The sequence below is a fragment of the Peribacillus faecalis genome, assembly GCF_014712675.1.
GTDB classification, from domain to species: domain Bacteria; phylum Bacillota; class Bacilli; order Bacillales; family DSM-1321; genus Bacillus_AD; species Bacillus_AD faecalis.
Map to the genome: position 1 here is coordinate 1 of NZ_JACXSI010000052.1, position 15,403 is coordinate 15,403.

General features: G+C 39.3%; 17 protein-coding genes. 16 read left to right on the forward strand and 1 reads right to left on the reverse strand.

The annotated features are described in order from the left end of the window. The first annotated feature begins 382 nt into the window (after positions 1-382). From IEO70_RS16805 to IEO70_RS20255, 10 genes are all read left to right on the forward strand, one after another. On the forward strand, positions 383-1,831 hold the full coding sequence (locus IEO70_RS16805) for a peptidoglycan DD-metalloendopeptidase family protein (RefSeq protein WP_190999539.1): 1,449 nt from the start codon (positions 383-385) through the stop codon (positions 1,829-1,831). Between the two features lie 174 nt (positions 1,832-2,005). Beyond that, positions 2,006-2,716: a response regulator YycF gene (gene yycF, locus IEO70_RS16810; RefSeq protein ID WP_190999540.1), complete on the forward strand. Its 711-nt coding sequence runs from the start codon at positions 2,006-2,008 to the stop codon at positions 2,714-2,716. A gap of 6 nt (positions 2,717-2,722) precedes the next feature. Then, positions 2,723-4,543 carry a cell wall metabolism sensor histidine kinase WalK gene (walK, locus tag IEO70_RS16815; protein ID WP_190999541.1) on the forward strand — a complete coding sequence of 607 codons (1,821 nt, stop codon included), beginning with the start codon at positions 2,723-2,725 and terminating at the stop codon, positions 4,541-4,543. After that, on the forward strand, positions 4,540-5,865 hold the full coding sequence (locus IEO70_RS16820) for a YycH family regulatory protein (protein WP_190999542.1): 1,326 nt from the start codon (positions 4,540-4,542) through the stop codon (positions 5,863-5,865). The genes walK and IEO70_RS16820 overlap by 4 nt, the downstream gene beginning before the upstream one ends. Further along, positions 5,852-6,652, forward strand: coding sequence for a two-component system regulatory protein YycI (locus IEO70_RS16825; RefSeq protein WP_190999543.1), 801 nt, complete (start codon positions 5,852-5,854; stop codon positions 6,650-6,652). Before IEO70_RS16820 ends, IEO70_RS16825 begins: the two co-directional genes overlap by 14 nt. Before the next feature lie 5 nt (positions 6,653-6,657). Continuing rightward, positions 6,658-7,452, forward strand: a complete 795-nt coding sequence (locus IEO70_RS16830; protein WP_190999544.1) for an MBL fold metallo-hydrolase — start codon at positions 6,658-6,660, stop codon at positions 7,450-7,452. A gap of 354 nt (positions 7,453-7,806) precedes the next feature. Continuing rightward, positions 7,807-8,994, forward strand: coding sequence for a S1C family serine protease (locus tag IEO70_RS16835; RefSeq protein ID WP_190999545.1), 1,188 nt, complete (start codon positions 7,807-7,809; stop codon positions 8,992-8,994). Positions 8,995-9,203: 209 nt separating this feature from the next. Further along, positions 9,204-9,362 carry a CxxH/CxxC protein gene (locus IEO70_RS16840; RefSeq protein ID WP_190999546.1) on the forward strand — a complete coding sequence of 53 codons (159 nt, stop codon included), beginning with the start codon at positions 9,204-9,206 and terminating at the stop codon, positions 9,360-9,362. Positions 9,363-9,456: 94 nt separating this feature from the next. Continuing rightward, on the forward strand, positions 9,457-9,936 hold the full coding sequence (gene rlmH, locus IEO70_RS16845) for a 23S rRNA (pseudouridine(1915)-N(3))-methyltransferase RlmH (RefSeq protein WP_190999547.1): 480 nt from the start codon (positions 9,457-9,459) through the stop codon (positions 9,934-9,936). A gap of 120 nt (positions 9,937-10,056) precedes the next feature. Then, on the forward strand, positions 10,057-10,188 hold the full coding sequence (locus IEO70_RS20255; RefSeq protein WP_268938776.1) for a hypothetical protein: 132 nt from the start codon (positions 10,057-10,059) through the stop codon (positions 10,186-10,188). 402 nt (positions 10,189-10,590) lie between these two features. Here IEO70_RS20255 and msrA read toward each other — a convergent pair whose 3' ends face one another. Further along, entirely contained in the window at positions 10,591-11,106 is a 516-nt protein-coding gene (gene msrA, locus IEO70_RS16850; RefSeq protein ID WP_190999548.1) for a peptide-methionine (S)-S-oxide reductase MsrA, read from the reverse strand. Positions 11,107-11,294: 188 nt separating this feature from the next. Here msrA and IEO70_RS16855 point away from each other — a divergent pair, with 188 nt between their 5' ends. The 6 genes from IEO70_RS16855 to IEO70_RS16880 all read left to right on the forward strand — a co-directional run bounded on the left by IEO70_RS16855 (position 11,295) and on the right by IEO70_RS16880 (position 14,817). Further along, positions 11,295-11,837, forward strand: coding sequence for a chromate transporter (locus tag IEO70_RS16855; protein ID WP_190999554.1), 543 nt, complete (start codon positions 11,295-11,297; stop codon positions 11,835-11,837). Then, complete coding sequence (locus tag IEO70_RS16860; protein ID WP_190999549.1) at positions 11,834-12,391, forward strand: chromate transporter; 558 nt, start codon at positions 11,834-11,836, stop codon at positions 12,389-12,391. Before IEO70_RS16855 ends, IEO70_RS16860 begins: the two co-directional genes overlap by 4 nt. A gap of 90 nt (positions 12,392-12,481) precedes the next feature. After that, positions 12,482-12,703 (forward strand): DUF2829 domain-containing protein, encoded by a 222-nt coding sequence (locus tag IEO70_RS16865; RefSeq protein WP_190999550.1) that lies wholly within the window; start codon positions 12,482-12,484, stop codon positions 12,701-12,703. Positions 12,704-12,790: 87 nt separating this feature from the next. Further along, positions 12,791-13,546 carry a 3-oxoacyl-ACP reductase gene (locus IEO70_RS16870; protein ID WP_190999551.1) on the forward strand — a complete coding sequence of 252 codons (756 nt, stop codon included), beginning with the start codon at positions 12,791-12,793 and terminating at the stop codon, positions 13,544-13,546. Between the two features lie 155 nt (positions 13,547-13,701). Beyond that, the gene (locus IEO70_RS16875) at positions 13,702-14,211 is read left to right on the forward strand and encodes a QueT transporter family protein (protein WP_190999552.1); all 510 of its coding nucleotides are present in this window, start codon (positions 13,702-13,704) and stop codon (positions 14,209-14,211) included. 264 nt (positions 14,212-14,475) lie between these two features. Then, positions 14,476-14,817 carry a zinc ribbon domain-containing protein YjdM gene (locus tag IEO70_RS16880; RefSeq protein WP_190999553.1) on the forward strand — a complete coding sequence of 114 codons (342 nt, stop codon included), beginning with the start codon at positions 14,476-14,478 and terminating at the stop codon, positions 14,815-14,817. Positions 14,818-15,403 lie beyond the last annotated feature (586 nt).

Genomic DNA, 15,403 nt, shown 5'->3' on the forward strand with positions numbered 1-15,403 from the left:
AGTGAAAGTAGTACACATGGCGAACCATTCAGTAGCCCTTTAGGGTTTGGTCAGTAACAAAGGCTTTCAGCCGCAGAGCAAACCACCCGTTGTCACGGGTGGTTTTGACTTTATTTTGGCTTATTCTATTATTTGATTTCTCAGCAGTGTTACAAAATTATTACACTATAGCAGCTGTTTGGACGAAAAATAAGGAACAAATGTAATAAAGTAAAGGCGGTTTCCTTATTATTTTCTAATATGCAATAAATTAGTTTTTATACATTTTTATTACAATATCACTACTTTTAAAATTTAATAGTGAAAATGTGATAGAGTGTTAGAGGTGAAAATTCACTTAAAATACAAGTCAACACACATAGAAACTTTTCAGAGGAGGATCATGGTGTTTTCGTTTAATAAAGTTGATTTTGGAGATTATATGAGGGGAATCAGGCTATCAATCATCGCTGTGGCTGTTGCCGCCACCTCATTAACTTCTCAATCATTTGCAGCAGCAATAGATGAGCAAGTCAAAACTGTATACCACGTTTATAAAGATACAACATTTTTAGGGAACATTACTAAAGCTGAGAAAGAACAGTTGGATTCTTATCTTGACGGGAAACTGGCAAGTGTGGAAAAAGACTTTGAATCATATGAAATGGAAGCAGATGCTGACTTTCATTTCATACCTGAGCAAGTTTTTGAAGCATATGAAAAAAATCCAATCCTCATGGAGCAATTAAAGGATGAGATTCAAATAGAAGCAAAAACGGTTGCTCTTGCAATAGATGGCAAACGGTTAATTCAACTTCCCGATAATAAAGAGGTCGAACAACTAGTCAAAAGCTTTCAGCTTCAGTATATGACAGCTGATGAACTGAACGCCTATGAACAAAGTCAAAAGGGTGAAATTCAGCCCCTCGCTGATCTTGGCTCACGTGTAACGGCGGTAGAATGGTCAAAAGAAGTTGAAATTGTAGAATCCACTGCAGCCCCTGCGGATATAATGTCTGTTGAAGAAGCTCTTAACTTGCTGAATACGGGAGTTAAGGAAGTGCAGATGTACACTGTCAAAGAGGGAGACGCGCTTGAATCTATTGCCTTTGACCACCAACTATCAACTGAAGAACTGTTGGCATTGAACTCGGGCCTGACAGATGAGACTGTGTTGCAGATTGGACAAGAAATCAATGTCACGGTCTTACAACCTTTAGTTGAGCTAACAGTAACAAGAGAAATTCGTGAACTACAAGCCGTTGCCCATGAAACAACTGTCGAAAAAACAGCTGCATTGAACAAAGGTGACACAGAGGTAAAACAACAAGGGCAAGATGGTGAGGTAAAAGTACATTATACATTAACCCGGCAAAACGGGGAACAGATTGCAAAAACTATAATATCTGAAGCCACAACTAAAGAAGCTATAACTGAGGTTGTTTTAGAAGGTACAAAAACGCCATCAGTCGGAACCGGTAATCTTGTATGGCCGGCAGTTGGAGGCTCTATTTCTAGTAAACAAGGTCCTCGATGGGGCAAGTACCATAAAGGCATTGATATCGCGGGACCAAGCAGTCTGACAATAAAAGCAGCTGACAATGGAATTGTAGTTGAAGCAGGTTATAATAATGGTGGATACGGCAATAAGGTTGTCATTGACCATAAGAATGGCATGAAAACTGTCTACGCACATCTGGATTCTATATCAGTTAAAACTGGACAAATCGTCGAAGCCGGTTCGTCGATCGGCATTATGGGCTCAACAGGTAATTCAACCGGCACCCACTTGCACTTTGAAGTATATAAAAACGGTTCTTTAGAGAATCCGCTGAACTATCTATCACACTAATAACAGACTCTCATAGGAACGGGATGAAATCCTGTATATGAGAGTCTTTTTATACTTTTAAAGGTGAATTGCTCTTATATAAATGATAAAGTATTATTAAGGGTTTAGGACCTGTCCTATCATTGCAAATGATAGAGCAAATACGATAATATCGGTAAAAAGGAGGCTTTTACTATGGAAAAGAAGATCCTTGTCATAGATGATGAAAAACCAATTGCAGATATATTGGAGTTTAATTTAAAAAAAGAAGGGTTCGAGGTTTATTGTGCGTATGATGGAAATGAGGCACTTGAAAAAGTGGAAGAGGTAAAGCCCGACCTCATTTTATTGGATATTATGCTTCCTTTGAGAGACGGCATGGAAGTTTGCCGTGAGGTACGCAAAAAGTATGATACACCTATTATTATGTTAACGGCCAAAGATTCAGAAATAGATAAAGTTTTAGGGCTGGAGTTTGGTGCGGATGATTATGTAACAAAGCCTTTCAGTACACGAGAACTTTTAGCACGTGTGAAGGCTAACCTAAGACGACAGCAATCAATTGCTAATCAAAGTACTGAAGAGGATGATTCGAAAGAAATTACGGTAGGAGCACTGACAATTCATCCTGAGGCATATGTCGTCTCTAAACGAGGTGAAACGATTGAGCTTACTCATCGCGAATTTGATTTGCTGCATTATTTGGCAAGACATATTGGACAAGTCATGACACGTGAACATTTGCTGCAAACAGTATGGGGTTATGATTATTATGGGGATGTCAGAACAGTCGATGTAACAGTGCGTCGTTTACGCGAGAAAATCGAGGATAATCCTAGTCACCCTGGCTGGATTGTTACAAGAAGAGGTGTCGGCTACTATTTGCGCAATCCGGAACAGGAGTAGTGGTTAATGAAGAAAGTTGGCTTTTTTCGTTCAATTCATATCAAATTTGTACTTATTTACGTATTGTTAATACTCGTGGCTATGCAAATTATCGGTGTGTATTTTACGGATCGCTTAGAGGCACGCCTAGAAAGTAATTTTAAAGAATCAGTTCAAGAAAAAATCAGTCTGCTTGCATTTAACGTTGAGGAAGAAATATCTAAGGAACGGGAAGATCCTAATACATTAGAAGAAGATATTCGCTCAATATTGTATGACTTCTCTTCAAGCGATATTTCTGAAATTCAAGTAATTGATGACCGAAGCAGAATCATTGGAACATCCGACCGGGATAACCAGGGGATCGTCGGAAAAAGAACTACAGATTTGCTGATTAAACGGACACTGGTAGTTGGATTAGATGATGAAAATGTGTACTTGGATAAAAATACAAATGAGCGTATTTGGGTTTTAGCGACACCAATCAAAAAAGAAGATAAAGTAATTGGTGCCATTTACCTTGTTGCAACAATTGAAAAGGTGTATGAGCAGCTGAGGGAAATTAACAATATATTTGCCACCGGGACGACTATTGCACTTGGTGTGACAGCCGTACTTGGCGTTTTGCTGGCACAAACTATCACACGGCCTATGTCAGACATGAGAAAGCAGGCACTAGCAATGGCGAAAGGAAACTTCTCGCGAAAAGTTAAAGTGTATGGTGATGATGAAATAGGCGAATTGGCTGTTACATTCAATAGCTTGACAAAAAAACTGCAAGATGCACAAGCGACCACTGAGGGAGAACGGCGAAAATTATCGTCTGTTTTGGCATTCATGACAGATGGTGTTATAGCTACAGATCGAAAAGGAAGAGTTATTTTGATTAATGAACCGGCGGCGCATCTATTGGATGTTTCACGTGAAACAGTATTGTCGATGCCAATTGTAAAATTGCTTGGACTGGAAAAAGAGCACTCCTTCGAAGACTTGTTGAAGTTGCAAGATTCCTTAATACTAGACTTCAGCACAAAGGATGAACCATTTATTTTGAGGGCGAATTTCTCGATTATCCAAAAAGAAACGGGCTTTGTGAATGGTTTGATTACCGTGCTGCATGATATTACAGAACAAGAAAAAATCGACCAGGAACGCCGTGAATTTGTTGCCAATGTTTCACACGAATTACGCACTCCATTAACAACGATGCGAAGTTATTTAGAGGCATTGACAGACGGAGCCTGGCAGGATGAGAAGTTGGCACCGAACTTTTTAAATGTTACACAACAGGAAACGGAACGAATGATACGTTTAGTCAACGATTTACTGAAGCTTTCTAAAATGGACAGCAAAGACTATCAATTAACGAAGGACTGGGTAAACTTCAGCTATTTCTTCAATCACATCATTGATCGTTTTGAGATGGGGAAAGAAGGTAATATAACGTTCAAACGACTTATTCCGGATAAAACAATATTTGTAGAGATAGATGAAGATAAAATTACGCAAGTCTTATATAATATCATTTCGAATGCAATTAAGTATTCCCCTGAAGGCGGAAGGATAACTTTTCGTTTAAAGGAACTGGATGATTATATAGAAGTAAGCATTCAAGATCAAGGTATGGGTATACCGAAAGATAGGCTGGAGAAAATTTTTGATCGTTTCTACCGAGTCGACAAGGCGCGTGCACGCAGTGTTGGAGGTACAGGTCTAGGTTTGGCTATTGCCAAGGAAATGGTAGTGGCTCATGAGGGCAAAATATGGGCTTCAAGCAGAGAAGGAAAAGGAACGACGATTTTCTTTACTTTACCATATGATCGAAATCAAGAGGATGAGTGGTTATGAGCAAAGAGGGATTAAAATCAATTTTTCTCACAGCTTTAGTAATCTTAAGCTTGTTTTTAACTTGGAATATATGGACGTATTCACCGAATTTTGATGAAATTAACCAGCCGCAATATATGGAGGATGTAACAATCTCTAATAAGCAGGAGATTGCCTCCATTGTGCAGCCCGTTCAAATTTTATATCATTTTGATGGTAAACATTACGGCAGCAGCTCTGAAAGTGTGCTCGGAGATGTGATGAATTTAGTTACCAGCTGGTCATTCTCTAACTTTGAGGATTTGTCACTGGAATATTCCTCGCAGGAGCTACAAAATATTATAAAGAAAAATGGAAGTAATGAAATATTGTTTGCCGATGAAGTTCCGTTGCTTCTCTATAAAAAAGTTATCAATATAGAAGACCGGGAGCTTCCTGATGTAGAGTTTGACCGTATTTTAATCAGAGCTATCTCGGACAATAGCACTTTTAGCCCCGTATATTTTATTAACACCAGTGCCGAGTCAGTTTACCGCATGAATACGGAAACAAGCAATGTGAAAGAACTCGCGGAAGCAATAGGAGCTGTTTATGAAACATTCCAGCCTTTCTCTTTAATTGAAGTAACAGAAGGTAAATCTTTTTATTTGCCTAGCACTGAACTAAAAATAAATGGCTATAAGTATTACACGGAGCTTCTTGATGAACGCGAATTCAGAGACGCACTGTTTGAAGACCCAAAGTTAGTGAGGCAAACTCCAACCAGCAGAGGGAAGGAGTACACAGATGGACTCAGAGAAATGACAGTTAATACTGATATAATGATGCTTAATTATATTGTTCCATCTAAGAAAGAGAGTGTGAAAGTACCTTCCTCAGATCTGCTGAACAGAAGTATTCAGTTTGTCAATGAACATGCAGGCTGGGAGGAAAATTATCGTTTCGCTGAAATGGACACCGATAAACAGGAAGTGATATTCCGCCTGTACACAGACGGTTTGCCTGTCTTTAACAGCGCCGGCATGTCGGAGATTATCCAAGTGTGGACTCAAGAAGAAATTTATTCTTATGATCGTCCGTTTTTCACAATGAATTTCCCTGTTCCACCGGGCACGAAAGAGGTAACCGTTCCATCAGGCGAGAAAGCTGTTGAACAACTGCTGAGTTTGAAAGACTTTCAAGTGAATTTACTTGAAGGTTTAGCGATCGGGTATGGGATGACACGTGATTCGACTGATTCGCGTCTGATTACATTAGAGCCGGCATGGCATTATAAGTATAACGGTGTTTGGCGGGCATTAATGCCAACAGCAGTGGAAGGGGTTACCGATGGATTGGAGTAAGACAAAAACAATATTTATCATCGTCTTCCTTATATTAAATGCTTTTTTGCTCTATCAATATATAGATAAAAAGACAGCTAATGATTATGAGTACTTTGCAGAATCTTCTATTGAGGAAGAGCTTAAGGAAAATGAAATCACATATCCGACCTTATCAAACCAGGCTGTTAAAGAACAGTATTTAAACGCAACAAGCAAACAGTTCACGAAAGATGAACTAAAGAAGCTAAAAAATCAAACGGTTAGCAATTTTAGCGACCATAAGTTATTTTCGGTATTTGATCAAGTATTTTTATTGAACAACAAGCAGCATTCTGAGGCGCTGGATACTTTTGTGAAGGAGAATGTGCTTTACGGAGAAGACTATCAATATTGGAAGTACGATGAAAGTACCAACACTATTTTGTATTATCAGGAGTATAATGAAAAAGTAATTTTCGATAACAACAATGCTAGGCTCGTTTTGTTTTTGAATAATGAAGGTCAAATTACTTCATATGAGCAAACGTATTTGGATAATATCGAGAAGTTCAATGATGAAGAAGAAGTACTACAAGCTATTAAAGCAATCAGTATGCTTTATAACAAAGGGTTTATTCCATCAAAAAGTACAATTACAAAGGTGGAGCTTGGATATTATGATTTAATTCAATTGACATCCTCACATGTCCTAAGGCCAGTGTGGCACATTGTATTGAATGAAGCAGAAGATTTCTATGTTAATGCATTTGATGGTCAAATTATACAAGTAGATACACTAACAAACAAAGAAGAAAAAATGGAGTGAGTAGGATGTCGATGCATTTTAGCGTACTCGCTAGCGGCAGTACAGGAAATGCGTTCTATGTGGAAACGGAACAGCAGCGTATTTTAGTAGACGCCGGATTGAGCGGCAAAGGCATGGAAGGGTTATTTCAGCAAATTGAACGCAATATCGCTGATTTGACAGCATTGCTGGTTACACATGAGCATAGTGACCATATAAAGGGGATCGGCGTTCTTGCCCGAAAATATAAATTGCCTGTGTATGCGAATGAAAAAACATGGCGTGCAATGGATGGTTTAGTAGGCGAAATACCGACGGAGCAGAAATTTATATTTGATATGGAAACCGTCAAATCATTCGGGGATTTGGATGTTGAATCTTTCGGAGTATCTCATGATGCAGCTGAACCGATGTTTTATGTTTTTCATCATGAAGGAAAAAAAGTGACGTTGATAACAGATACCGGTTATGTGAGCGACCGGATGAAAGGCATTATATCGAACTCCGACAGCTTTATATTCGAAAGCAACCATGATGTCGGGATGCTAAGAATGGGGCGATATCCGTGGAGTGTTAAGCGACGGATATTAAGTGACGTTGGGCACGTTTCCAATGAAGATGCTGCTATTGCAATGAGCGAGGTAATTGGGGACCAAACAAAACGCATATATTTAGCTCACTTGAGCTTGGACAATAACATGAAGGACTTAGCAAGAATGTCTGTCACACAAACGTTAGAAAGTCAGGGAATGAGGCCGGGCGAAGGCTTTTCCCTGTACGATACAGATCCAAAGTCGGCGACAGAACTTGTTTTAGTATAAAAAGCTTCCGGAATCTTTTCCGGAGGCTTTTTTCGTGCGCCCGGCATGGGTGCAATCTATAGGGTGAAAGTCCCGAGCTGTGAAGGCAGAAGTAACAGTTATTTTAACGCAAGGGTGTCCGTGGTGACGCGGAATCTGAAGGAAGCGGGCGGCAAACTTCCGGTTTGAGGAATACGAACTTCATAGAAGGCTAGGTATCATTGGATGAGTTTGCGAAACAAAACAAAGTCCTTTCCCCTGCTTCACAAGTTCTTTCTATTTGCATTTTTTCTATAAAATGAATAAATTAAGGCTATAATATAAAAAATTACAAATTAAGTAAGAGTTTGACTTAGCGAGAGGGGATTGAAACAGATGGGCTACTATGATCAAGACTACAATAGTAGAGAATCAAGGAAGAAAGAGAGCAAAAAAGGCTATTTTTGGTCAGGCTTCATAGGAGCGGTTATTGGCGCACTGCTGTTTTCACTTATTTTTCCGTTGGTCACTTCTAACAATCAGAAAAGCACAACCAATAATAGTGAAGGCACACCTGCAAAGATAGAGCAAGGCATTTCTCTTGACGTCGATACAGCTGTGACAGGTGCCTATGATATAGCGGCAGACGCTGTTGTGGGGATTACTAATATTCAGGAGGCGAGTATTTTTAGTGCGAGCGGTGAAGCAGGTACAGGCTCAGGGGTGGTTTACAAAAAGGATAACGGAAAAGCCTATATTGTGACTAATCACCATGTTATTGAGGGTGCATCAACCATTGAAGTGACACTCGCTGATGGCACAAAGAAAAATGCTGAGTTGTTAGGCAGCGATGTATGGACAGATTTAGCCGTTTTAGAAATTGAAGCTACAGATATCAGTACGATTGCTGAGTTTGGAGATTCAGACTCTTTGAAGCCGGGAGAACCAATTATGGCAATCGGAAATCCGCTCGGGCTGCAGTTTTCTGGTTCTGTGACAAAGGGCATTATTTCAGGTCTTGAAAGAACCATTGAAATTGACATTAATGAAGATGGAATAATCGACTGGAATGCGGAGGTTATCCAAACTGATGCGGCGATTAATCCGGGTAACAGCGGTGGGGCGCTTGTTAATGTGCTTGGACAAGTCGTGGGCATTAACTCGATGAAGATTGCCGAACAAGCAGTCGAGGGCATTGGGTTAGCGATTCCGATCAATTCAGTCATCCCCATCATCGAGGATATTGAGCAATATGGAGAGGTGAAGCGTCCATATTTGGGTGTAAGCCTGGTGCCGATTTCGCAAATCACGCAATTCCATCGTGAGAGCACACTGAAATTGCCTAAAGATGTGACAGAAGGCGTGGCAATCATGGAAGTGGAACCTGCTTCATCAGCAGATGAAGCAGGCATCCAAAAATATGATGTTATCGTCAAAATGGATGGCGAAGAAATAACAGACTTGGCAAGCTTCAGAACTCATCTCTATGAGGAAAAAGAGATTGGTGACGAACTGGAAGTGACAATTTACCGTGACGGGAAACTGCAAACAATCACAATGAAACTCCAAAGCCAAACGTTTTAATAAAGAGCCGCTGCTGATAAGCGGCTCTTTATTTTCGTTTGATTAAAAGTAAGAGCAGAGATTATTTGTTGATAACTCTTCTGGGTGTGCTATTATGACTAAGGTGCACTGATTATCCATTGTGGATAAATAAAGTTGAGAAAAGAAGTTTTTCTTTTAAATAAACGGAAAAAATAGAAAGTGACTATGAAACTTGGAGGTACAATTCAATGATTTATTGCTGCAAAGAACACGTAGAAATGGCACTAGATGAGGTAGTAGACAAATATGAGGTAGCACCTGTTATGAAGGAACTTACTGAAGAAGAACGTTTATCCACAACTTGTGCATACTGCAAAGAGCAAGCTATATATGTTGTGGCGAACTAATATTCCCCTACAAAATGTGGATAGTTATTGTGGATATGTGGATAAAATCTGTTGATATCTTGTTTGTAAAATGTGTGTAAAGTGAGGGTGGTTTGTGAATATCTCAATCATCACAATCGGGAAATTGAAAGAAAAGTACTTAAAGCAGGGCATTGCCGAATATACAAAAAGGCTGTCTGCCTACGCAAAAGTAGAAGAAATAGAGCTACCGGATGAAAAAGCACCGGAAAATTTAAGCGAGAACGATATGCTAATAGTCAAACAAAAAGAAGGAGAGCGTATTTTATCCAAGATCTCCCCGGATACATATGTGATTGCTTTAGCAATTGAAGGTAGCATGAAAACATCTGAAAGATTAGCCGCTGATTTAGATAAGCTGGCAACTTACGGGAAAAGCAAGGTGGCATTTGTCATCGGAGGCTCCCTTGGTCTAAGTCAAGATGTCATGAAGCGGGCGGATGAAGCTTTGAGTTTCTCTAAAATGACATTTCCGCATCAATTAATGAAACTGATCTTGCTTGAGCAAATATATCGGGCATTCCGAATTAATCGAAATGAACCGTATCATAAGTAATAGTAAAGCGTAAGCTTGAAACTACTATATTCGGGTAAAATCAATTTACTTATAGGGCAAATTGATTTCTTCACAGGGTGGAGGTTTTACAAAAGCAAGAAGGATTTGGTGGTTCAGGCATTGAATAAAGGTAAAATGCTATCAGAGAAGTCCGATAACGTTTTACCTTTTTGTATTCAAGCAGATGGTTACTTTTGCGGCAGCCTTTTGACTTTTCTATTCGGTCTGGTGATTGCTTTTTCAATCAGTTAAGAAGTAGTTAAGTATTCCACATGTCTGTTTCGTAGTTGTACAGTGCCGATACTTGACTCTTCGAAGGTCCCTTTTATGATATCCATTTTAAAGGCTTTTTTATAATCAGATAATGATAGGTGAGGAACTTGAGCCAAATGAGTCTGGTCTGAAGTTTTATAATAACTTATCCGCCGAAATGAAAAAGTATGGAATCAAACTAATTGTGACAAGTGATGGATGGTGCTTTTAAAAACAAAGAATGTATTAGGCAAACAAATGGAGAGACAATTCCGAATGAAGAGTTGGCCTATCGTTTGATTTCTTACAATCGGTTAGGCTGATAAGTTGTGTATGGCTGGGCTGCAGTAATTAATTGTCTGCAGCCCTTTTTCATTAGGTGTTATCCCTCTGGTGGATTTATTATTTCCAAGCCTTTTCTATGAATTCATCTCGGCCACTTGCTTCGCGATCTTCTTTATAATGCTTTGGGTTTTTCTTGTAATAGTCCTGATGATATTCTTCTGCCGGGTAGAATGCTGTGGCTTCTTTAATTTCGGTCACGATTTCTTCCTTAAACCTGCCTGATTCAGCAAGCAGCTGTTTGGAATACTCCGCCGCTTCTTTTTGCTTTTCATTTGTGACAAAAATTGCTGTTCGATATTGAGGACCGCGATCTTGGAATTGACCGTTCGGGTCAGTTGGGTCAATTTGCGGCCAATATATCTCCAATATTCTTTCTAACGGGAATTGCTCTTCATTGTAGGTGATCTCCACCACCTCATAATGACCAGTAGTTCCTGTTTTCACTTGTTCGTATGTAGGGTTCTCGACATGGCCGCCTATGTAACCGGAAACAACAGAATCAATTCCCTCATAAGAGTCAAACGGCTTTACCATGCACCAAAAGCAGCCTCCTGCAAAGTATATTTTCTCCATATAACCGCCTCCCAATCCATTAGATAGGCATTATTATATATGAAAAGTCAAATAGGGTACAAAGGAGAGGTTTTGTTTTGTGATTTCTTGAACAATTAAACCTATACAATGCTAGAATGAATACAGTTGGTTATATTATGGAGTAATAAGCCAACCCTGTATTACTTGGAAAGGAACCTTTGAAAGATATGAAAGAATTGCTGCAATTATATACTACATTTGCTAAATTGGGCGCTGTCACATTCGGCGGCGGATATGCAATGCTTCCTATACTGCACAGGGAGATTGTTGAGAAGCGGCATTGGGCAACAGAAAAAGAAATAGCGGACTACTATGCGATCGGGCAATGTACGCCGGGCGTGATCTCGGTCAATACAGCGACATTTATTGGCGAGAAGCAAAAGGGCGTTACTGGAGGGATTGTAGCGACGCTTGGATTTATAACACCTTCCCTTATAATCATTACAATCATCGCTACCTTCATTCAAAACTTTGCAGATTTGCCAGTTGTCAAAGATGCCTTTGCCGGAATACGCATATGCGTTTGTGTATTGATACTTAATGCTGTACGTAAGCTGTTGAAAAGCTCAGTTATTGATTGGCCGACGGGTCTTATTTTCATTAGTGTGCTGCTATTTGCAGCTGTTTCCTCTCTCTCGCCGATTGTATTTGTTCTATTAGCAGGTGTAGCAGGGATATTAATTCAGAAATTTAATGGTGTTGTATCATGATTTTACTGCGATTATTTTATGAGTTTTTTGTAACTGGATTATTCTCTGTCGGCGGGGGACTGGCGACATTGCCGTTCTTATATAGTATGGCGGAAAGGACGGGCTGGTTTACAGCATCAGATATAGCGGATATGTTGGCTATTTCTCAATCTACACCTGGAGCGATTGGTGTCAATATGGCTACCTATGTAGGGTTTACCACTGCCGGAATATTTGGGAGCCTTGTAGCTACACTGGCGCTTGTATCACCTTCCTTGATCATTATTGTCATCATAGCCCACTTTTTAAAGAAGTTTCAGGATAACCATATAGTAGATTCCGTTTTCTACGGACTTAGGGCTGCCTCAACCGGACTGATTGCGGCAGCGGGTCTTGAAGTATGCAGAATTTCATTGCTTAATTCATCAGCAACAGACAGTCCGCTGCTTTTATTTAACTGGAAAAATATATTGATTGCTATCATCTTATTCATTTTGATGGAAAAGTTCAAGAAACACCCTGTTTTTTATATTGCAGTTGCCGCGTTTATAGGGATTATTCTTCACTTAGGCTAATCGATATGTCGGTTGTAAACCGATGTAATATTCGATATACTTTTTTCGAAAATGACGTTCGTTATATTACATATTAAAGGATGGATACAGATGACTTTTGAAGAAATTTTACCGCGTTTGAAAAATGGGGAAAAAGTTATTCGTGAAGGCTGGCCAGGCGCGGAATTATACGTGAAGCTTGTTAGAGAAAGCAATCATAACGGGGAAAGGTTAAATCCATACTTCTTGATCAATGTTGAAGGCGAAGGATATACAATGTTTACGCCGACTGTATGCGACCTATTGGCAAATGACTGGAAGATTGTCAAGTAATACAAATGAAGGGCCTCTAAAAAGCTGAACTGTCACTTTTTAGAGGCCCTGTTTGCTAAAAAGCCTAGAGGTTAGGGGAAATGTTGGATGAAGTTTGATGAGTATAAAGGAAAGACTGTGTTCATAACAGGTGCTGCTTCAGGAATCGGCCAAGCGCAAGCGATAGCTTTTTTGGAGAATGGTGCCAATGTGTATGCTTTAGATTTGGCGGAGCGAGGCATGGCGGATATTCATAAACAATATCGTGAAAACTTCTGTTATAAGCTTGGAAGTGTAAGTAATAAAGAAGATGTTGAGCGAGCGGTTGCGCATGCAATTCAGCAGTTTGAAGGTATTGATATTTTGCTGAATACAGCAGGGGTTTTAGATGGCTATGCGAAAACATTGGATACTAATGAAAGACTCTGGGATCACATTATGAATACAAACGTGAAGGGTACTTATTTTGTCACGAATGCGGTACTGTCTCACATGCTTCAGAAGAAATCAGGCACAGTCGTTAATATGGCCTCAATAGCAGGACTTGTGGCTGGAGGAGGCGGAGCTGCCTACACAGCATCTAAACATGCAATTATCGGTTATACGAAACAGCTCGACCATGATTACTGTCGTGAAGGCATTAGAGCAAATGCGATTGCGCCGGGGGCAATTCAAACACCAATGAATAAAGCAGATTTTGAAGGCGAAGGCGAAATGGCGAAATGGGTTGCGCAAGAGACACCTGCCGGACGCTGGGCCCAGCCGGAAGAAGTGGCAAAACTGACTTTATATTTGGCGAGTGAAGCGGCTGATTATATCCATGGAGCTGTTGTGCCGATAGACGGTGGTTGGACTGTAAAATAATGCTGTTCACTGTATATCGTCTTTTGTTACAATACGAGAGTAAGCAGAAAATATGCTTGCACTGCGGAACTTCAGACAGGGCAATTGGCTCTCTCTCCTTTAGCCGCAGTTATTACTAAAATAGCGTAGAGCTATTTTACAAAGGAGGAATTCATTTGAATACATCTTTATCAAAAGATTTATCGCGCACTTCTGTAAGCGAGCTTACAAAAACAGCTCTTGTGGCAGCCTTATATGTGACAGTGACACTTGCACTATCTGTCATAAGCTTTGGAGCAGTACAACTTCGCTTGTCAGAAATGTTCAATTACTTGGCTCTATATAATAAGCGTTATGTTTTAGCGGTAACACTTGGAGTCATAGTAGCCAATTTTATGTCCCCGACATGGATTTTAGATGTACCGATTGGCGGAATTGCAACTTTTCTAGTATTGATTTTGTGTCGCGCGGTGACTAAAAAGATTGAAAACGATGTTTTGAAGATGGCTGTGACTGCGTTGATTTTTGCTTTGTCCATGTTTACAGTTGCCGGACAACTGACGATTCTAAACGGTCTGCCGTTTTGGGTAACGTACTTAACAGTCGGACTCGGTGAATTGCTGTCTATGACAGTCGGCGGTATATTGATATATTTTATTAATAAAAAAGTAAACTTATCTAAATAAAATGGAAGGTGCCTGTGAAATTTTCGGGCACCTTCTTTATATAGAGCACGCTTATGCGACATGAAAATTTTCAGTTTGGGTAAAGATAATAGGGATATACAAATGTAATTAAATCAGTGAAATGAGTATGCATCCGACGTGTCAATGGTTGTTCATAAAATAGAAGTTGATTTCACAGTTTGTTATTGCTATTCTAACGAGGTTATATTGCAGTTGCTTATACGAAGAAGACTATGAGCAGGATTGAATGGAGGAAACGAATATATGGCGGCTTTACCAAATTGCCCAAAATGTAATTCTGAATACACATATGAAGACGGAACTCTTTTAGTTTGCCCTGAGTGCGGTCATGAATGGAATCCTGAAGCGGAAGCAGAAAACGTTGAAGAAACAAAAGTTTTCAAAGACGCAAATGGAAATGTTTTAAACGACGGTGATACAGTTACAGTTATTAAAGACCTTAAAGTTAAAGGAAGTTCAACGCCACTAAAACAAGGTACAAAAGTAAAAGGCATTCGCTTAGTAGATGGCGACCATGATATTGAGTGTAAAATCGAAGGATTCGGAGCTATGAAGCTTAAATCTGAATTTGTTAAAAAGATTTAATTGCAATAAATGAAGATCCGGTTATGGAACGTTTAACACTTTTCGTAGCCGGTCTTTTTTCATTAAGAAAGAAAAGAGGAAATAGAGCGTTGAAATCTATATTCAAACTGCTATTTATAGAGGAGAAGGGTGTCCATATATTCTGTAATAATCAGTAGAATATTTAGAATAAAATAACATCAAAGTTTTTGCGGAAAAGTTATTGACCTTTAATTGGATTGATAGTATTATTTAAATCCTGAGGCGGAAACATATTGAAATAACAACTTCTGCTGATAAAACAAAAAGTTTTTTTAAAAAAGTATTGACTCGTTCGGGTAAACGGTGATATAATAATCGAGTCGTTTCCGAGAGATATACAGAAACGAAAATAAATTTCAAAAAAGTTGTTGACAACAAATTGTTATTATGATATAATATAGGAGTTGTCGCTGAACAACAGATTGATCTTTGAAAACTAAACAAAACAAAACGCCAACGTTAATTCTAATAAAACGTTTCGGCATTGATCGAAACAAAACTTTTTATTTTATGAGCTTTATCAAACACTTTTTGGAGAGTTTGATCCTGGCTCAGGACGAACGCT